This is a genomic window from Pseudomonas moorei (genome assembly GCF_008801475.1).
Classification (GTDB): domain Bacteria; phylum Pseudomonadota; class Gammaproteobacteria; order Pseudomonadales; family Pseudomonadaceae; genus Aquipseudomonas; species Aquipseudomonas moorei.
In genome coordinates this window covers 25,680-44,581 of the sequence record NZ_VZPP01000011.1, presented here as the reverse complement: position 1 = coordinate 44,581, position 18,902 = coordinate 25,680, and the positions used below count along the sequence as shown (strand labels likewise).

Below are 18,902 nucleotides of genomic sequence, written 5' to 3'. Positions count from 1 at the left end.
AGAAATCGGTGCAGTCAACCGAGCGAGCGCGAAGCGGCTCATAGCGTCAGGTAACTGATAAGTCGGCTCAACAGGCCCAGACCAATGGTCACGGCCAACACCAGCACAAGGAGCATCCACGGCCGGAAGGGCCGGCGCTCGACTCGGTGCTGGGACAGATGCAGGTACTCTTCGACATGCTTCTGGTCGTCGGGGTTCAGGCGGCTGGTCATATCGGGCCTCGTCAGGGGTAGACGTTGCTGAATGTGTAGAGGTTACAGATTGATTTAACGAACGTTGAACGGAGCATAGCCGCTGTCCGGAATGGGCTCGACGCTCACCGTATCGTCCAGGCGAATGATTCCACTTTGTAACACTCGGGCAGTGATTCCGCCATGTCCTCGAACGGCCTGAAAGGTCCCGGGGCCGAGGCTGTTTTGCAGGCGTGCGCAAGGCTGGCACCAGCCAGTGGTTTCGAAAATCGCCTGGCCGATTTTGAAGCGGCGCCCCTTGAGGCTGAACAAGTTGATACCGCTGATAACCAGATTGCGCCGTAACTCATCAGGCAGCACCGGTTTGTCAGGCAGACGGCCCATCAGCGAGCTGATCACTGCCAGATGCTCCCATTGGATCAACGTCACCTGCCGCGCGTTGCGTACGCCTGGCCGGGCTCTGTCACCGGTCAAGCCAGCCTCCAGTCGCGCTTCAACGGCCTCCAGTTCGATCATCGGTATGTGAGGTTGCGGGCGCACGCCAATCCAGCGTACGCGACCGATTTGCGGGACTTCGGCGATCAGTTCCTGCAATGGGCTCACAGACTGATCCCGACGTCGAAAACAATGCTGCGCCCCAGGTTGCTGCGCAGGAAATCCGGAGCATCGGGATGCGCAAACAGTACCCGGGCGAAGGTCGGCCCCACCAGTGACAGTGAGCGCCAGCCTTGGCGCAAGTATTCGGTGGGCGGCGGGAAATGGCTGTTGAGGTCCAGCACTTCGCGCTTGAGGCTGGCAAAGGCGATGATGTCCAGTTCGCCCAGATCCATGCCGCGTTCTTTGTAGTTGTGCGCTTTTTTGCGCAAGGTCGGCGCCAGTCGCAGCAAGAATTCGTTGGCCGGGATGCGCCGCGGCTTGGCCTCGCGCCGTACCAGCTGGCTCAGGGAGAACGCGCTGCGTCGACGTTGCAGCTCATCGCGCCATTCGTCGTTGAGACGCCGGCCTTCGTCGAGAACGAAGAACACCTCGAAACTGGCATCGCGAAACAACACGTCCGGCGGCTCGCCGGCCGGGGCGAATTCGTCGGCACGATAAGAAATGTTCAAGCCTTGCAGCAGGCGCTGGCAGACCCAACGCTCCCGCTCCCATTTGCGGGCATTGGACAGGAACGCGTTGGCTTGCTCGGCCGCGATGGTCAGCAGGCGTAGGTAATCTGAGTCATCCATAGGCCCAAGCTTAGCGTTCAATTGCGACAAGCAGAAAGCGTTAAGCGGTAAACAGCGTGACTGGGCACCCGGAAACGGCGGTGTAGACTGATGGCCACCACTCGTACGATCGACCAAGGGGTTGAATGTGAAATATTGGACGGTGTTGTTGCTCGGGCTTCTACCCCTCTGGGCCAATGCGCTCGAGGTCGGCGAGCATGTGGCGCCCTGGACGCTGCTTGATCAGTTCGATCAGGCCTTTACCCTCGATAATCGCACTCAGACGCTGCTGGTGGCTCGCAGCATGGAGGGGGCCAAGTTGGTCAACGCTGCGTTGCAAGACCAGCCCAAAGGCTATCTGGAGGCTCGCCATGCCGTGTTTCTCGCTGATATTCAGCGCATGCCACGGCTGATCGCCAAAATGTTCGCCGTACCGGCCATGCGCGATTACTCCTACCGGGTGATGCTGGACCGCGATGGCCGCGTTGCTCCGAGGTATCCCGGTGCCGTGGATAAAGTGCTGTGGTTACAGCTCAAGGACGGGCAGTTGGTGGCGCAGCACGAGTACGCCACGGCTGCGCAGTTGCGTGAGGCATTGGAGGCGTCTCGCCCATGATCGGCGCCGAGCTGCTGTCACCGCAAAGTCTGACAGTCGGCTGGCTGATTTATGTGCCGGTGTTGCTCTGGGCAATCTGGCGTGCGCCCTGGGTCGAGCTGTTCAGCGACAGCCGTCGTCAGCACTTGCTGTTCGGCACGGTGTTCGCGCTGTTCATGTTGTGGCTGGTGCGGCGGGATTTCGATACCGGCGTGTCCTATCACTTCATCGGCATGACGGCGGTGACGCTGTTGCTGGACTGGCCGCTGGCTATCGTCGGCGGGCTGGTGGCGCAGTTGGGGCTGGTGGCGCTCGGGCGACAGGATCTGATGGCGGTCGGGGTCAATGGCGCGTTGCTGATCCTGTTGCCGGTGCTGGTGACCGAGTGCTGCGCGATCCTGGTGGAGCGTGCTCAGCCGCGAAATCCCTTTGTGTATATCTTCGTGTCCGGTTTTTTTGCGGCGGCCCTGTCGGCGTTGCTGTGCCTGCTGTTGGCGTTGTGGCTGCTGTGGTTCGACGAGCGCTTTGAGATGCCGTACTGGCTGGAGGATTTTGTCGGGTACCTGTGGCTGCTGATTTTTCCCGAGGCTTTTATCAACGGCATGGTGGTCAGCGCATTGGTGGTGTTCTGCCCGGAATGGCTGGAGACCTTCAACCGCACACGCTACCTTTCGGCGCCGTGGAAGGACGACGATCCGAAGTCTTGACTCACATCAAACCCTGAAAACGCTGACGATCCCATGCTCGGCAAAACCTTCAGGAGTTTCGTCATGAGTGTTTACGAGTGGGCAAGGCAGGAGTTGAGGCAGAGTCTGGATTCGGCGCAAGCCGAGGGATTTGATCCCGGGTTGAGCTTGCGCGCCTTGCTCAGTGCCGTGGTGCAGCAGAGCAAGGCGGTACGCAGTGCGGAGGATTTGGCCGACGAGCTGCATTTCCTGGCGGAAAACCTCGACGACGGTCAGGACTACGGCTTCATGCGGCCCTGACGAAGGACATCAGTGACGCGGATCGAAATCGCCGCTGAACAACTCGTCCTCGGCATCGGGGGCCACGGGGATCTTGTGTTCTTCCGACGCCCAGGCGCCCAGGTCGATCAGTTTGCAACGGTCTGAACAGAACGGGCGGAATTTGCTCTCGGGACTCCATTCGACAGGGGCGCCGCAAGTCGGGCATTCGACGGTTGGGATTTGGCTCATGACTGGCCTCCACGCAAAGTAAGGTAAAAGTGATGCAGGCGTTCAACCTCGCTGTGCAGCCAGGCGAGGTCGCGGTCGTTAACCACCACCTCGTTGGCATGTCTTAAGCGATCCTGGCGGCTGGATTGGGCCTTGAGGATCGCCTGGACCTGCTGCTCGCTAGTCTGGTCACGCAGCAGTGTGCGTTCGATCTGTAGTTGTTCGGGGGCATCGATCACCAATACCCGTTGAGTCATGGCGTGCTGCCCGGACTCGATCAACAGCGGCGAAACCAGAATCGCGTAAGGCGATTTTGCCTGCGCCAGATGATGAGCGATTTCCTCGGCGATCAGCGGATGCAGTAACGCTTCGAGCCAGCGGCGTTCTTCCGGGACTTCGAAGATCAGTTTGCGCAGCGCGGCGCGGTCCAGTTGTCCGTCGGCCAGCAACACACCCGGGCCGAAATGTTCGGCGATCTTCGCCAGCGCCGGCCGCCCCGGTTCGACCACCCAACGAGCAGCATGATCGGCATCGACCACATGCACGCCGAGGTCGATGAAATGTTGGGCCGCCGCGCTTTTTCCGCTGCCGATGCCGCCGGTGAGGCCGAGAATCCAGGGTTTTTCCACAGGGGTATTCATTTCAAACCGACAAACTGCCAATAGAAGTCGGTTATTTGAACACCCCAGAGCAAGGCAATCCAGCCAGCAATGGCCAGATAGGGCCCGAAGGGGATCGGTGTCGAGGTTTTTGCCTTGCGCAGGCGCAAGCAAATCAAGCCAATCACGGCGCCTGCGAGGGACGAAAGCAGGATAGTGAGCGGCAATATCTGCCAGCCACCCCAGGCGCCAAACATCGCCAGCAATTTGAAATCGCCATAGCCCATGCCGTCCTTGCCGGTGATCAGTTTGAACAACCAAAACACCGACCACAGCGCCATATAGCCGGCGACCGCGCCCCAAAATGCATCCTGCAACGGCACGAACAGGCCGAGACTGTTGACGATCAGCCCCAGCCACATCAGCGGCAGCACCAGCACGTCCGGCAACAGTTGATGCCTCGCGTCGATCAGGCTCATGGCCAGCAGTCCCCAGGTCAGCAGCAGAGTCATGCAGGCTGCCCAGCCGAAGCCGAAGTGCCAGGCGATGAATGCCGACACCAGGCTGCAGGCGAGCTCAGTCAGCGGGTAACGTTTGCTGATCGGTGCCGCACAGGCCGAACAGCGTCCGCGCAGCAGAACGAAACTGAGCAGCGGAATGTTTTCCCAGGCCCGAATCCGGTGACCGCAGTGCGGGCACTGGGAGTGGGGGAGCAGCAGGTTGTAGGTCGGCAGTGGTGTTTCGCATGGAAGCCCGAGAATGTCATGGGCCTGCATGCGCCACTCGCGCTCGAGCATTTTCGGCAGGCGCCAGATCAGCACATTGAGAAAGCTGCCGACGAGCAGGCCGATCCCCCCGGCGATGACGACAAAGGCTAGCGGGTAGTGGGCAAGAATTTCGTTCAGGGGCATATCAGATCGCTGAGCCGAGTTGGAAGATGGGCAGGTACATTGCGACGACCAGGCCACCGACGATAACACCCAGCACCACCATGATGAACGGTTCCATCAGGCTGGTGAGGTTATCGACCATATGATCGACGTCGTCCTCGTAGAAACCCGCGACCTTGTCGAGCATGCCGTCCAGCGTACCGGACTCCTCGCCTATGGCGGTCATCTGGATGGCCATGTTCGGAAAGATACCGGAAGTACGCATGGCGAAATTCAGCTGCATGCCCGTCGAGACATCCTGCCTGATGCGTTGCACGGCGCGCTTGAACACGATATTGCCGGTCGCGCCAGCCACCGACTCCAGCGCTTCAACCAACGGCACGCCGGCGGCGAACGTGGTCGACAGCGTACGGGCGAAGCGGGCCACGGCGGATTTGTACATCAAGGTGCCCACCAGCGGCAGTTTCAACAACCCGGTGTCCATTCGGTCGCGAAAAGCCTGGGACGTCCTCAAGGCATGACGAATGGCGAACAACGCCACGATCGTGACCCCGAGCATCATCCACCAGCCGTCCTGCATGAACCGCGACAAACCAATGACCATCACGGTGAAGGCGGGCAACTCGGCTCCGAATCCCTGGAATACCGACTGGAATTGCGGGACCACTTTGACCAGAAGAATCCCGGTGACGATGATCGCGACGAACACCACCATCAGCGGGTAGGTCATGGCTTTCTTGATCTTGGACTTGAGGCTTTCGCTCTTTTCCTTATAAGTCGCCACCCGTTCCAACAGAGTATCCAGCGCACCGGCCTGTTCGCCGGCGTCCACCAGATTGCAGTACAGCTCATCGAAATACCGGGGCTTTTTGCGCAGGGCCGCGGCAAAGCTGTTACCCGCCGCGACGTCCTGTTTCACCTCGTCCACCAGCGTGCGCATGGCCGGGTTATCGAAGCCTTCGCCGATGATGTCGAACGACTGCAGCAGCGGCACCCCGGCTTTCATCATGGTTGCCATTTGCCGGGTGAACAGGGCGATGTCCTGGGCCTTGATGCGTTTGCCCAGGCTGAGCAGCGAGGGGGTTTTCTTGCGGACCTTACCGGGATTGATGCCTTGCTTGCGCAATTTCGCCTTGATCAGCGCCGGGTTCTGTCCGCTCAGTTCGCCGGTTATTCGGGCACCTTTGCTATCGGTGCCTTCCCAGGCATACACACTGATTTTTGCTGCTTTGACCGCCATGTTCAGTCCTTGGTGACTTGCCACTTCATGAATCCCGATTCGCCCGTTGTAGCCATCGTTGCAGTGTTCGCACCCGACTGGCTCATAGATCGTGAATGTGCCGATGCGTTCCTCGGGACAACTTCCTTGAGCCGGGCCTCGTGGGGAGTTTCCGCCGGCTGGGGCCGATTGCCTGACCAGATCGTAGAAGGCGATGCCATGCATTGAAGTACCCGGGGCGCGATCTAGAGCCTAGTCAAACGGTGGAACCAGACCACCAAGGGTGGGTGACAAAAACTGTCAGATAGTGCGGATTCTGGGAGTAGGAAAGGGTGTTGGGCCGGTCGTGCACCCCGCCAACAGGGGGCACGGTGCCTGGCATGGGCTGTGCTGTAACAGCTTCAGATCATGAGATTTCGACTCATGCATGGAGGCTGTCAATGAACCAACAAAAAGGCTTTACCCTGATCGAGCTACTGATCGTGGTCGCAATCATCGGGATTCTGGCAACGTTCGCGATTCCTGCGTATTCCAAATACCAGGCGCGGGCCAAGGTGACGGCGGGGCTGGCGGAGATTTCGGCCTTGAAGGTGCCGTTCGAAGATGTCATCAATCAAGGCGACGATCCGGATCTGAAGACGGTGGGTGGCACCCCGACCACCTCTAATTGCGCAACGACAGCGTCCGGTAAAGCGGCGGATGGCACAGGCACTATTGCCTGCACAATCGTGAATGCACCCGGCCCGGTGCTGAACAAAACCATTACCCTGACGCGTACCCTGACGGGTTGGACGTGCGCCACCACGGTCGATCAGGACTACGCGCCCAAAGGCTGTACGGGCGTTGCCCCGAAAGTCTGATCCATGACCTGATTGCCAGTACCCCCGCCTTTCGCGGGGTATTTTTTTGTCCTGTTTTTTACAAACCAGGTCTTCAGGAAAACCCGCGTTAATTCATGGCCTTAGGCCTGCGGTAAAACCCGCAACTTGCATGTAGGGAATTCCGAAGTCATGCATTTTGCATGATTCCGGAAATTTACGTTTTTTATAAGTTATTGATTTATATGTATTTATTGTTTATTTCAAAGTTGGCACAGCGTTCGCAATATCTCTGGTAACCCTGCTGAAAAGAAATCCAGCAGACTTTCCAGAAAAACAGGAGTTACTCGTATGAAGAAGTTCGCTATCGCTGCCGCTACTGTAACCGCGCTGACCCTGACCATGGCCAATGCTGCATTTGCACAGACTCAAGCCACCCAGGCACCCATGACACTGGCGGCCGGTGAAATGACTAAAGCCGAGGAAGCTACTTCCGATACCTGGATCACAACCAAAGTCAAAAGTGACCTGCTCACCGAAAAAGGCATTCCTGGCACCGACATCAAGGTTGAAACCAACAAAGGCGTCGTGTCCCTGTCATCCACCGTTGCGGTGACTGACGCTCAGAAAGCCACTGCCGTGGCGATCACCAAGAAAATCAAAGGCGTCAAAGCGGTCTCCGCTGACGGCCTCAAAGCCGAATAAGGCACGACTTCTCGCCTGGACTGGGAGAAGGCGCGGCAGGCGGGCCGAGTGATACGCCTGTCGCATCTGAGGAGTTCATGCGAACGGCCATAAGGATGTGGCCATTACAGGCCCCGGCATTCGTGTCGGGGCCTGTTCTATTGTGGCGCTGCACATTAACTGGAGATCAGTTCTCGCGTTAATTTTCCTTCACTCGGCGTCCAGATGCAGGGGCGTAACGACCTTGCCGTCCTTTTCCGCTTCGCCCAGTTGGGCATCGATAAAGTACACGCGGTCATCGGCGAGTTGGCCCTTGTCGACCAGATAATCCTTGATGCTGCTGGCGCGATCCTGCCCCAACTGGCGCAACAGCACGTCGCTGGTACTCCAGAATTTGATCACGTCAGCGCGCATTTTCGCCGTGCGTTCCTCTTTGCCCAAGTCCTTCCATTCGGCGGGTGGCTGAGTTTTCAGGCGGGTGCGATAAATCCCTTCCAGCAGCGCGCCTTTCTCGTTGTCCGGCACTACCAGCATTGAAGCCTGGGCTGGCACTTTGTCACCGCGGCGCTGGAGCATTTTGTAGTAGTTGTACTGGTATTCCCGTTCCAGTCGCTGTTCGGCGATCAACGGGCCGTCGCTGCTTTGCGCCGCCGTGCCTTCAATTTCCAGACGCAGGGCAGGACGTTCCTTGAGCGCGTTGGACAGTTTGACCAACGCCGCTTCAGCGTCCTTGCTCAGGTCGCTGGAACCAGGGGCAAAAGACACACTGCCCAGGTCCTCCGAGCCACCGCCGCTGACCAGTCCGCCAATCAGTTTGAATGGCGCCGCCGCGGCCTTCACGATCAGGTTGCGCAGGGTCTGCCAGACGATCGGCATGATGCTGAACTGCGGGTTATTGAGGTCGCCGGTGACCGGCAGCTCGATGGAAATCTTGCCATCGACGTCCTTGAGCAAGGCAATCGCCAGTTTCAGCGGCAGGCTCACGGCGTCGGGGCTGTCGACCTTTTCGCCCAGTTGCAGTTGTTCAACCACCACTTTGTTTTCGGCCTTGAGCTGGCCTTTGGTGATCAGGTAGTGCAGATCAAGATTGAGTCGGCCCTTGCGGATACGGTAACCGGCGAACTTGCCGGAGTAGGGCGTCAGCGTGGTCAGTTCCACGCGTTTGAAGCTGGTGGCGATGTCGAGGCTCGCCATCGGGTCGAACGGATTGACCGCGCCCTTGATGGTCACCGGTGCATAGCGGTCGACCTTGCCCTTGACGTCGACACTGGCGGGCTTGGCCTGGCGGCTGTCGATGGTGCCGATTTGCCCGTTGAGTTGTTGGATGGCGGTTGCAAAGTTCGGCGTCAGGCTGAAGTCGGCGAAATTGGCCGAGCCGTCATTGATGGCAATCCCGCCGATATGGATGCCCAGTGGCTTGTCCTTGCTGGCGGCGGGTTTGGCGGCGGCAGGCCTGGCACCGGAATCAGCCGGCTGCGGAATCAACAAGTCATCGATGTTGGTGGTGCGGTCATCGTTGATCATGAAGCGTACATAAGGCTGCATCAGGTTGATCTTGTCGATCGACAGGCTGTCACCGTGTTGATAGTTCAGGCCTTCGACCATGACCTGCTGCCATTTGAGAAAGTCGCGGGTTTTCAGGGTGTCGAGCGTATGCAGCTGATCGACCTGGGCGCGCCCGGTAACGCTGAACGCCAAGGGTTCAGTGCTTTTCAGATTGACCGCCAGATCGCTGCCAAGCATGCCGCTGCGCAGTTCCAGGCGTATGAAAGGAGTGATGTAGGACTGGGCGACTCGCAGGTCGATGTCCTTGGTCTGGACGTTGAGTCTGGCGCTGATCGGGGCCAGATTGACCTCACCGTCTGCCAGAAGCTTGCCTTGCTTGCCCACGCCAGTGTCGAGCTTGAGGGTAAAAGGCGAGCCGTTGAGACTGTCGAACTTCTGCAGGTCGAGGTTCAGTGGTCCCAATTCCAGCGCGACGGCCGGTTGTGCCTTGCGGTCGGCCAGATGCACCTGATAGTCGCGCAGTTGCACGTCGTTGAGCAGGACCTGCCACGGTTTGCTCGGTGGAGCAGGGGCCGGCTTGGGTGAATCGGCTGCTGCCGGCGTGCTGGCCGGTTCGGCGTTGGCCTTGGCGGCCGGTTTGGACGGCTGGCTGGCGAACAGCTTCTGCCAATCGAGTTGACCATCCGCCTCGAGGGCCGCCCAGGTTTCCAGCTTGTGGCTGCGGATTTTGCCGACCACCACCTGCTGCTTGGCCAGGTCCAGGGTGGTATCGCTGACGTCCAGCCGCTCAAGCTTCACCAGCGGCCGGCCATCCGGGGCCTTGATGGCGAAAGGTGCAACACTGACCGCGACATTGCTCAGCAGTAATTCGCTCTGCTTTGACAGGTTGAGTTTGTAGTCGGTGCTGAGATTGACCACCCCGCTTTCGAGGTCCAGGGGCACCGCGTCGCGCACGTAGGGCCAGAAGGACTTCATCTTGCCGTCAGTGATTTTCAACTTACCTTCGGAGGCAATCGGGATCAGGCTGAAGTTACCCGTCCAGTCGACCTGCCCGCCGCCCGGGCCGATGGCGACCAATGTCATGTCGGCACTGTCTTCGGGGCGGGTACTGAGGTGTTTAAGCTCGAAATCGAGTTTGTCGTAGAGAAATTCGATGGGCTCGCTGGGGCGCTCATCCTTGAAGTGCACGACACCGCCGGCCAGATTGATCCGGTCTATGCGCAACGGGAACGGTTTGGCATTGGGATCGGCAGGCGTCGGTTCGCTCTGTGGCAGTTTGAACAAGCCGAGCAGGTTGAGTTTGCCGTCCTTGCCGAAGAGGATCTCGGTCTTGGATTTTTCCAGTTCGATATCGGACAGATGCAGCGTCCTGGTCCAGAGGCTATCGAGCTGCAGGTTGGCGTACAGGCGTTCGAAGCCGACCTGCTCCTTGCCGGGCTCGCCGATACTCAAGCCCCAAAGGGTCACTTCGAGGCTGAACGGGTTGATTTCGATCCGCTGAAGGGTGGCGGGCATCGTGGTGTAGTTGGCCAGTTGTTGGTTGGCAACACGCAGGGCGATGCCCGGTAAAATCAGAAAGCCCAACAGACTGTAGAGGGCCAGAGCAGTCAACAAGGCGCCGACGGCGCGAATCAATCCTTTGTACATGTGTGGCTTCATCTGTCTGGATCGGAGTGCCTTGGAGTATGGCACGCGTTTGCGGTTCCGAAGCAAACAGCCCGTTCAGCATCTTTCAGATTTGTCTGACACGGATCAAAGCTGCAGGATCAGGGTTTTCAGCGGCGGTTGTTGATCCATGGACGGGAAATCAGCACCGGGTTTCATCACCGTCCACTCACGTACCGGCCGCCCGGCCTTCTCGGCGCAGCGCAGGACTTGTTCGCGCCAGTCGTCCATGCTGACCTTGGCCAGGTTGTTGCAGCAGATCAGCACGCCATTGTCGGCAGTGGTTAGCAATGCCGGCTTCAGCAGGCTTTGATAGTCGCGCAGCAGGTCGACGGTGCCGAAAGCACTCTTGGCCCAGGCGGGCGGATCAAGCAGGACCAGATCGTACTGGCGCTGTTCCAGGCGCTGATAGCTCGGCAGTTTCTGCCCGCGTCGCTGGCTGATCGGCAGGCCGGCCAATTGGCGGATGGCGGGGAAATAATCGGACTGAATGAACGTCATGGTCGGCAATTGCGGGTTGAGCAGGCCATTTTCACGACCGACGGCCAGATTGCCTTCGGCGAAGTCCAGGTTGCACACCTCGCTGGCGCCACCGGCCGCTGCACTGAGGCCGACCCCACAGGTGTAGGCGAACAGGTTCAACACACTTTTGTTTTTGCTGTGGTCCTTGACCCAGCCGCGCGTGTTGCGCAGGTCGAGGAACAGCAAAGGGTCTTGCCCGGCGTGGCGTCCGCGGACCCGGTAATTGAGCCCCCATTCGTGGCCGACCAGATCTTGCAGAGCCGCTTCGTCGGCGCGGTAGACGGTGTCCTCGCGATCGATACGCGAGTTGCCACGGGAGCGGTCGTTGTAGACCAGCAGCAGGTCGAGGCCCATATGTTGGTTGACGATTTCATGCAGTTGCAGCAGCGCTTCGCGTTCCAGCGACTGGTGGAAGCTTTGCACCAATAGTTGCGGGCCGTAGCGGTCAATCGTCAGGCCCCCGGCGCCTTCCTGGCTGCCATGGAACAGGCGATAGCAGTCGGTGCCTTGCTGGTGCAGTTCGGCCAGCAAGTCCTGGCGATATTCAAGGGCGGCGCGCAGCGCCTGATTCAAGGAAGACATGCTGGGCGCCTTGCAGGAGGGAATTGGGCGCGGGAGTTTAACAGTTACTGAGCTTCAAGCTTCAAGCTTGCAGCTCTGAGCATCAGGTCAACAGCCCCATGCGCCGTTTGGCGCGCTGCACCGAGCCATTACGCACCGCCCAGCGCAGCATCGGCGCACTGCGGTTGACGCTGGCGCGGATCAGTTTGCGTTGCAACGGGCTCTGGCTGACGCCGAGCATGTCACTGGCCCAGTCCGGCAGCAGGTCGATCCCGGCCTGCATCATCATCCCGCCGAAAGGCTTGGCCAGACGGCTGGGAGACGGGGCGTTCAACAGTAACCGCAACACTTCGCGACTGCGTTCGTCGCAGAGCAATTGCGGGCGGATGCGTTCAAGGTATTCGGCAACTTCCCGTCGGGAACACGGCACATCACGAGCCCCCAGGCGTTCGGCGACCAATGCGATTTCTGCGTAATAGCGATCCTGATCGACCAGGGACAGATGCGGGTTGCGATAGCGCAGGTGCGCGGCCAGGAAGTTGCTGACCTCGGCCACATGCACCCAGGTCAGCAGGTCGGGGTCGCTGGCGGCATAGGGACGACCATCGGGCGCCGTGCCGGTCACTTGCAGATGAATGGTGCGGACTTTCTCGATCAGCCAGTCGGCGTCCTGTCGCGAACCGAAGGTGGTGCCGGAAATGAACTGTCCGGTGCGGCGCAGGCGGCCGAGCATGTCCTCGCGAAAATTCGAATGGTCCCAGACACCGGCCAGGGCCAGCGGGTGCAGGGCTTGTAGCATCAGGGCGCTGATACCGCCGATCAACATGCTGCTGAAGTCGCCATGCACTTGCCAACTCACCGAGTCAGGCCCGAACAGGCCGGGATCGCCTTTGGGGTTTTCCAGGTCGAGCTTGCCCAGGGACAGGCCGCTCAGGCTCATGATTTGGCTTTCGATACGGCTGCGAATGAATTCCATGGGGGCTCAGTAAGTTTCTGCAGGAGCGAGCAAGCTCGCTCCTGCAAAGGCACGTTATTGGTTCAGGCGCTTGTCGATCAAGCCTTGCACCACGCTTGGGTCGGCCAGGGTCGAGGTATCCCCCAGGCTGTCCAGTTCGTTACAGGCGATTTTGCGCAGGATACGCCGCATGATCTTGCCCGAACGGGTTTTCGGCAAGGCGGGCGCCCACTGGATCAGATCCGGTTTGGCGAAACTGCCGATTTCCTTGCTGACGTGGGCCAGCAGTTCCTTTTTCAGTTCATCGCTGGGGTCGGTGCCGTTCATGGGGGTGACGAAGGCGTAGATGCCCTGGCCCTTGACGTCATGGGGATAACCGACCACGGCGGCTTCGGCAATGCTGTCGTGCAGCACCAGGGCGCTTTCCACCTCGGCGGTGCCGATGCGGTGCCCGGAAACGTTGATCACATCGTCGATACGCCCGGTGATCCAGTAGTCGCCATCCTCGTCGCGACGTGCGCCGTCGCCGGTGAAGTAGTAGCCGGGATAGGGTTTGAAGTAGGTGTCGACCATTCGTTGCGGGTCGCGGTAAACGCTGCGGATCTGTGCCGGCCAGCTCGACTTTATGGCCAGCACGCCGCTGCCGGCACCTTTGATTTCCTTGCCATGCTCGTCGAGCAGCACCGGTTGCACGCCGAACATCGGCTGGGTGGCGCAGCCGGGTTTGATTCGTTGCGCGCTGACCAGCGGGCTGAGCATGATGCCGCCGGTTTCGGTCTGCCACCAGGTGTCGACGATCGGGCAACGCTCTTCGCCGACCACATGGAAGTACCATTCCCAGGCTTCCGGGTTGATGGGCTCACCCACGGTGCCGAGCAGTCTGACGCTGGCGCGGGAGGTTTCCTTCAGCGGTTCTGGACCTTCACGCATCAAGGCGCGCAGGGCCGTGGGGGCGGTGTAGAAGATGTTGACTTTGTGTTTATCGATCACTTGCCAGAAGCGCGAAGTGCTCGGGTAGCTCGGCACGCCTTCGAAGATCAGCGTGGTCGCGCCGTTGGCCAGCGGGCCGTAGACGATATAGCTGTGACCGGTCACCCAGCCGACATCGGCGGTGCACCAGAAGACCTCACCATCGCGGTAGTCCAGCACGTATTTGAAGGTCATTGCCGCTTGCAGCAGGTAGCCACCGGTGGTGTGCAACACCCCCTTGGGTTTGCCAGTGCTGCCGGAGGTGTAGAGGATGAACAGTGGATCTTCGGCGTCCATCGGTTCGGGTGGACAGTCGTCGGTAACATCGCGCAACGCCTGGTGATACCAGATATCCCGGCCTTCGACCCAGTTCACCTGATTCTGTGTGCGCTCGACGACGACCACTGTGCTGACGTCAGGGCAACTTTGCAGCGCTTTGTCGACATTCTGTTTGAGTGGCACTAACTTGCCGCCGCGCACGCCCTCATCGGCGGTGATCACGGTGCGGCAATCGGCGTCGAGTATCCGGTCGCGCAACGAATCGGGGGAGAAACCGCCGAACACCACGGAGTGCACGGCACCGATTCGCGTGCAGGCAAGCATGGCGAACGCCGCTTCGGGAATCATCGGCATGTAGATGCACACCCGGTCGCCTTTTTTCACGCCACGGCTTTTGAGCACGTTGGCCAGGCGACAGACGTTGTGATGCAGTTTTTTGTAGGTGATCTGTGTGGATTCGGCGGGATCGTCGCCTTCCCAGATGATCGCGGTTTGATCACCACGCTTTTCCAGATGACGGTCGATGCAGTTGTAGCTGACGTTCAACTGGCCGCCGGCAAACCAGCTGGCCTCGCCGGTTTTCAAGTCATAGCGCTGGACGGTCTGCCACGGTGCGCTCCAGTCGAGAAAACGGTTGGCCTGTTCGGCCCAGAAAGTGCTGGGGTGTTCTATGGATTCGCGGTACAGGCGATGGTAGTCGTCCTGACTCAACTGTGCAGCCCGGCGGACGGCATCGGCTTTGGGAAACGTGCTGATATCGAACATGACGGTTCCTTATTCTTGTTTTGCGACAAAGATAAAGATGCGCCGAGAGACCAAAGGGTTCAAGAGGAGAGCTGTGCGACCCTCGCAGGAGCTGGCTTGCCAGCGAAAGCGGTGTGACAGTCAGCATTTATTTGACTGACTCACCCTCTTCGCTGGCAAGCCAGCTCCCACAGGGAATGGGGGGGCATTGTTGCCCCCCTCCATCAAATCAACCGCGGTGACGACCACGGAAGTAGTTGATCAAGCCTTGGGTGGACGCGTCGTCAGCCGGAGACTCTTCGCTGCCAACCAGACGGTTGTAGACGCCTTTGCCCAACTCCTTGCCCAGCTCCACGCCCCACTGGTCGAAGGCGTTGATGCCCCAGATCACGCTTTGTACGAAGACCTTGTGCTCGTACATCGCCACCAGTGCACCGAGGCGGCGCGGGCTGATGCGCTCGACCACCAGGGTGTTGCTCGGACGGTTGCCCGGGATCACTTTGTGGGGCGCGAGTCTTTGCACTTCGGTTTCGCTCATGCCCTTGTCACGCAGCTCGGCTTGCGCCTCGGCGAGGGTTTTGCCGAGCATCAGCGCCTGGCTTTGCGACAGGCAGTTGGCGTACAGCCACTGGTGGTGGTCGGCCACCGGGTTGAAACTGACGATCGGCACGATGAAGTCGGCCGGAATCAATTGGGTGCCCTGGTGCAGCAACTGGTGGTAAGCGTGCTGACCGTTGCAACCCACGCCGCCCCAGATCACCGGCCCGGTATCGGTCGAAACGGCGGTACCGTCCTGACGCACGCTCTTGCCGTTGGATTCCATGTCCAGCTGTTGCAAGTGCTTGGTGATGTTGCGCAGGTAATGGTCGTACGGCAGGATCGCGTGGCTCTGGGCACCCCAGAAATTGCCATACCACACGCCGAGCAAGGCCAGCAGCACTGGCATGTTCTGTTCGAACGGCGCGGTCAGGAAGTGCTGGTCCATGGTGTAGGCACCGGACAGCAGCTCCTTGAAGTTCGACATACCGATGGCCAGTGCGATCGGCAGACCAATGGCCGACCACAGCGAGTAACGTCCGCCAACCCAGTCCCACATCGGGAAGATGTTCTCTTCGCGGATACCGAACGCCACGGCGGCGGCGTTGTTGCTCGACACCGCGATGAAGTGACGATGCAGCTCGGCTTCCGAGCCACCCTGAGCCAGGTACCAGGCGCGGGCGGCCTGGGCGTTTTTCAGGGTTTCGAGGGTGTTGAAGGATTTCGACGAGACGATGAACAGCGTGGTCTCGGCGCGCAACTTCATGGCCAGTTCGTGGAACTCACTGCCGTCGATGTTCGCCAGGTAGTGGCAGCGCACGCCTTTCTGGGCGTAGGCCAGCAGTGCCTCGGACACCAGTTCGGGGCCGAGGAACGAGCCACCGATACCGATGTTTACCACGTCGGTGATTGGCTTCTCGGTGTAACCGCGCCACAGGCCGTCGTGGATACGGCCGACGAGGTCAGTGATCTGGTTCAGCACCTTGTGCACTTCCGGCATCACGTTGACGCCATTGACCGACAGCTTGTCGCCCACCGGGCGGCGCAGGGCGGTGTGCAGGGCAGGGCGGCCTTCGGAGGCGTTGACGATTTCGCCGTCGAACAGCGACTTGATCGCGCCCTTGAGGTCGACTTCGTTGGCCAGACCCACCAGCAGATTGCGGGTCTCGGCATTGATCAGGTTTTTCGAGTAATCGAGAAACAGGCCGCAGCTGCTGAGGGTGAATTGAGTAAAGCGCTGCGGGTCGGCATTGAAGGCCTCGCGCATGCTGAAATCCTGCATGGCCTGGCGGTGGTCATTCAACGCTTGCCAGGCGGGCAGAGCGGTAACGTCATGAGGGGTGCGGTAATACGCCATCGCTGCTGGTTTCCTTTTTACTTGAACTGCCTTTATGACACTGAAAGTCCCGGAATGTCCCGGCCACACTTGGGCGAGTCCGGTCAGCCTGCGTAGGCACGATTGAATAGCGCAGGCCGGTAACAGTAAACCTCGCGGGGGTGCTCTGTCTTGGCTTTGTCTGACCTGCGACCGGTACTTTTTTATACCGATACGGCAGGCCAGGGCAACAGGCGGGTTTTTCAGTGCGGAGAATAGCGGGTGGTCAGGCGACCTGAACCGGAATGGCATTGCTGGTGTGGCTCAGTTCATTGCCCGGCGCCATGTAAAGCATGCGCGGTTTGAAGTTGAGCAATTCGGCTTCGCTGTAGTGGGCGTAAGCGCAGATGATCACACGATCGCCGACCTTGGCCTTGTGCGCGGCGGCACCGTTGACCGAGATCATGCGCGACCCTTCTTCGCCACGAATGGCGTAGGTAGTGAAGCGCTCGCCGTTGTCGATGTTGTAAATCTGGATCTGTTCGTACTCACGAATGCCGGACAGGTCCAGCCATTCACCATCGATGGCGCAAGAGCCTTCGTAGTCGAGTACTGCGTGGGTGACTTCGGCGCGATGCAGCTTGGCTTTGAGCATGATGGCGTGCATGAGTGTTTCCCGGGTCGGATCGAACGGCGGGCAGTTTGCCTGATGGCGTTGGGGGCGGCAATACGGTGAGCAAAGTCACGGCCAGCCCTTGCAGGAGCCGAGCAAGTTCGGCTCCTGCAGGGTTTTGCAGTTTTTAAGCTGGCGTATCGAGATTCAGGTGCAGGTTATCGATCAACCGCGTCGTGCCCAGGAAGGCCGCCACCAGAATCACCAGGTCCCGATCCTCGGGCGTTGCCGGACGCAATGTCAGCGCATGGCGGATTTCCAGGTAATCCGGACGCAGGCCGGCGGCTTCGAGCTGCTGCAGTTTTGCCTGGATCAGGGCCGGGTAGTCGCGCTCACCCTGCTTGATCGACTCGGCGATCTCGCTCAGCGTGCGGTACACCACCGGCGCAACGGCCCGTTGTTCTTCGCTGAGGAAACCGTTGCGCGACGACAGCGCCAGGCCGTCGGCCGCTCGAACGGTCGGCTCGCCAATGATCTGGATCGGCATGTTCAGGTCGTGGACCAGCGCACGAATCACCGCCAGTTGCTGGAAGTCTTTCTGGCCGAAGATCGCCAGGTCAGGCTGGACCATGTTGAACAGTTTGCTGACTACCGTCGCCACGCCCTCGAAATGCCCCGGACGGCTGGCGCCGCATAAGCCTTCGGACAGTTGTGGGACGCTGACACGGGTCTGGCCGGCCATGCCGTCGGGGTACATCTCCTCGACGGTGGGTGCGAACAGCAAATGACAACCGGCCTGGAGCAGTTTTTCCTGATCGGCCGCGAGGGTGCGCGGGTACTTGTCGAGGTCTTCGCCGGCGCCGAACTGCAACGGGTTGACGAAAATGCTCGCCACCACGAAATCCGCCCGTTGCGAGGCTTTGGTAATCAGTGCGACATGACCGCTGTGCAGGTTACCCATGGTCGGCACAAAAGCGATGCGCTTGCCTTCGCTGCGGGCGCGAGCCACGGCGGCTCGCAGTTCGCGTACGGTTTTTACGGTGTTCATGCAGAGAATCCGTGTTCGATGCCAGGGAAGGTTGCCGCTTTGACTTCAGTGACGTAGGCACTCAAGGCTGCGTGGATGCTCTCTTGGCCGGCCATGAAGTTCTTCACGAACTTGGGCACGCGGCCGGTCATGGACAGGCCCAGCATGTCGTGCAGGACCAGCACCTGACCGTCGGTGCGATGGCCGGCGCCAATACCGATCACCGGAATTTTCACCGCCTGGGTGATTTCTTCAGCCAGTTCGCTGGGAACGCATTCGAGCAGCAGCATCGCGGCGCCGGCCTGTTCCAGCGAGATCGCATCGGCACGCATCTGCCGAGCCTGGTTTTCGTTGCGGCCCTGGACTTTGTAGCCGCCGAGGATGTTGACCGATTGCGGTGTCAGCCCCATGTGCGCGCACACCGGGATGCCGCGTTCGGCGAGCAGGCGAATCGAATCCGCCAGCCACAACGCGCCTTCGACCTTGATCATGTGCGCGCCAGCCTGCATCAGCAGCGCGCTGTTGGCCATGGCCTGTTCGGTGGTGGCATAGGCCATGAACGGCAGGTCGGCGAGGATCAACGCATCGGTGTTACCGCGTTTGACCGCAGCCACGTGATAAGCCATTTCTGCGGTGGTGACCGGCAGGGTGCTGTCGTGGCCCTGCAAAACCATGCCGAGGGAGTCGCCCACCAGCAAAACTTCAACGCCAGCCTGATTGCAGGCGTGGGCGAAGGTCGCGTCATAGCAGGTCAGCATGGTGATTTTTTCACCTTGTTGCTTAAGACCTTGCAGCGTGGTCAGGGTGATGGCTGGCATGAAAAGTTCCTCATT

Annotated in this window: 20 protein-coding genes; 5 read left to right on the top strand and 15 right to left on the bottom strand. The window is 59.8% G+C overall.

Going from position 1 to position 18,902, the window contains the following annotated elements; genetic code table 11:
- Nucleotides 1-38: 38 nt before the first annotated feature.
- The 3 genes from F7R06_RS21165 to F7R06_RS21155 are packed head-to-tail and all read right to left on the bottom strand — an operon-like array spanning nt 39 to nt 1,417.
- Nucleotides 39-212, bottom strand: a complete 174-nt coding sequence (locus F7R06_RS21165) for a DUF3094 family protein (RefSeq protein WP_047533382.1) — start codon at nt 210-212, stop codon at nt 39-41.
- A gap of 54 nt (nt 213-266) precedes the next feature.
- The gene (locus tag F7R06_RS21160; protein ID WP_090325237.1) at nt 267-794 is read right to left on the bottom strand and encodes an MOSC domain-containing protein; all 528 of its coding nucleotides are present in this window, start codon (nt 792-794) and stop codon (nt 267-269) included.
- Nucleotides 791-1,417 carry a DUF1780 domain-containing protein gene (locus F7R06_RS21155; protein ID WP_090325235.1) on the bottom strand — a complete coding sequence of 209 codons (627 nt, stop codon included), beginning with the start codon at nt 1,415-1,417 and terminating at the stop codon, nt 791-793. Before F7R06_RS21155 ends, F7R06_RS21160 begins: the two co-directional genes overlap by 4 nt.
- 127 nt (nt 1,418-1,544) lie before the next feature.
- Between F7R06_RS21155 and F7R06_RS21150 the strand changes: the two genes are divergently transcribed.
- The 3 genes from F7R06_RS21150 (at nt 1,545) to F7R06_RS21140 (ending at nt 2,977) form a co-directional block, all read left to right on the top strand.
- Nucleotides 1,545-2,012 carry an FAD/FMN-containing dehydrogenase gene (locus F7R06_RS21150; protein WP_090325233.1) on the top strand — a complete coding sequence of 156 codons (468 nt, stop codon included), beginning with the start codon at nt 1,545-1,547 and terminating at the stop codon, nt 2,010-2,012.
- Complete coding sequence (locus tag F7R06_RS21145; protein WP_090325231.1) at nt 2,009-2,698, top strand: energy-coupling factor ABC transporter permease; 690 nt, start codon at nt 2,009-2,011, stop codon at nt 2,696-2,698. The genes F7R06_RS21150 and F7R06_RS21145 overlap by 4 nt, the downstream gene beginning before the upstream one ends.
- A gap of 63 nt (nt 2,699-2,761) precedes the next feature.
- Entirely contained in the window at nt 2,762-2,977 is a 216-nt protein-coding gene (locus F7R06_RS21140) for a hypothetical protein (RefSeq protein WP_047533370.1), read from the top strand.
- A 9-nt stretch (nt 2,978-2,986) separates the two neighbouring features.
- Here the strand turns inward: F7R06_RS21140 and yacG are convergent, their stop codons facing one another.
- From yacG to F7R06_RS21120, 4 genes are read right to left on the bottom strand one after another with little or no spacing between them, the layout of a single operon-like run.
- The gene (gene yacG / locus F7R06_RS21135; protein WP_060543361.1) at nt 2,987-3,187 is read right to left on the bottom strand and encodes a DNA gyrase inhibitor YacG; all 201 of its coding nucleotides are present in this window, start codon (nt 3,185-3,187) and stop codon (nt 2,987-2,989) included.
- Nucleotides 3,184-3,807: a dephospho-CoA kinase gene (gene coaE / locus F7R06_RS21130; protein WP_090325229.1), complete on the bottom strand. Its 624-nt coding sequence runs from the start codon at nt 3,805-3,807 to the stop codon at nt 3,184-3,186. Before coaE ends, yacG begins: the two co-directional genes overlap by 4 nt.
- On the bottom strand, nt 3,804-4,676 hold the full coding sequence (locus F7R06_RS21125) for a prepilin peptidase (protein WP_090325228.1): 873 nt from the start codon (nt 4,674-4,676) through the stop codon (nt 3,804-3,806). Before F7R06_RS21125 ends, coaE begins: the two co-directional genes overlap by 4 nt.
- 1 nt (nt 4,677) lies before the next feature.
- Nucleotides 4,678-5,895, bottom strand: coding sequence for a type II secretion system F family protein (locus F7R06_RS21120; protein WP_090325227.1), 1,218 nt, complete (start codon nt 5,893-5,895; stop codon nt 4,678-4,680).
- A gap of 419 nt (nt 5,896-6,314) precedes the next feature.
- Between F7R06_RS21120 and F7R06_RS21115 the strand changes: the two genes are divergently transcribed.
- Entirely contained in the window at nt 6,315-6,734 is a 420-nt protein-coding gene (locus F7R06_RS21115; protein WP_090325226.1) for a pilin, read from the top strand.
- Nucleotides 6,735-7,043: 309 nt separating this feature from the next.
- Nucleotides 7,044-7,397, top strand: a complete 354-nt coding sequence (locus F7R06_RS21110; protein ID WP_090325225.1) for a BON domain-containing protein — start codon at nt 7,044-7,046, stop codon at nt 7,395-7,397.
- Nucleotides 7,398-7,586: 189 nt separating this feature from the next.
- Here the strand turns inward: F7R06_RS21110 and F7R06_RS21105 are convergent, their stop codons facing one another.
- The 8 genes from F7R06_RS21105 to panB form a co-directional block, all read right to left on the bottom strand.
- The gene (locus F7R06_RS21105) at nt 7,587-10,541 is read right to left on the bottom strand and encodes a DUF748 domain-containing protein (RefSeq protein ID WP_090325223.1); all 2,955 of its coding nucleotides are present in this window, start codon (nt 10,539-10,541) and stop codon (nt 7,587-7,589) included.
- 93 nt (nt 10,542-10,634) lie between these two features.
- Nucleotides 10,635-11,651 (bottom strand): class I SAM-dependent rRNA methyltransferase, encoded by a 1,017-nt coding sequence (locus F7R06_RS21100; protein WP_090325220.1) that lies wholly within the window; start codon nt 11,649-11,651, stop codon nt 10,635-10,637.
- Between the two features lie 82 nt (nt 11,652-11,733).
- On the bottom strand, nt 11,734-12,606 hold the full coding sequence (locus F7R06_RS21095; protein ID WP_090325217.1) for an oxygenase MpaB family protein: 873 nt from the start codon (nt 12,604-12,606) through the stop codon (nt 11,734-11,736).
- A 54-nt stretch (nt 12,607-12,660) separates the two neighbouring features.
- Entirely contained in the window at nt 12,661-14,598 is a 1,938-nt protein-coding gene (gene acs / locus F7R06_RS21090) for an acetate--CoA ligase (RefSeq protein ID WP_090325214.1), read from the bottom strand.
- Between the two features lie 208 nt (nt 14,599-14,806).
- A complete protein-coding gene (gene pgi, locus F7R06_RS21085) occupies nt 14,807-16,471 on the bottom strand; it encodes a glucose-6-phosphate isomerase (RefSeq protein WP_090325211.1) in 1,665 nt (554 codons plus the stop codon).
- 244 nt (nt 16,472-16,715) lie between these two features.
- Nucleotides 16,716-17,096, bottom strand: a complete 381-nt coding sequence (gene panD, locus F7R06_RS21080) for an aspartate 1-decarboxylase (protein WP_008153310.1) — start codon at nt 17,094-17,096, stop codon at nt 16,716-16,718.
- Between the two features lie 133 nt (nt 17,097-17,229).
- Nucleotides 17,230-18,090, bottom strand: a complete 861-nt coding sequence (gene panC, locus F7R06_RS21075; protein WP_090325209.1) for a pantoate--beta-alanine ligase — start codon at nt 18,088-18,090, stop codon at nt 17,230-17,232.
- Entirely contained in the window at nt 18,087-18,887 is an 801-nt protein-coding gene (panB, locus tag F7R06_RS21070) for a 3-methyl-2-oxobutanoate hydroxymethyltransferase (protein WP_090325205.1), read from the bottom strand. Before panB ends, panC begins: the two co-directional genes overlap by 4 nt.
- Nucleotides 18,888-18,902: the final 15 nt, after the last annotated feature.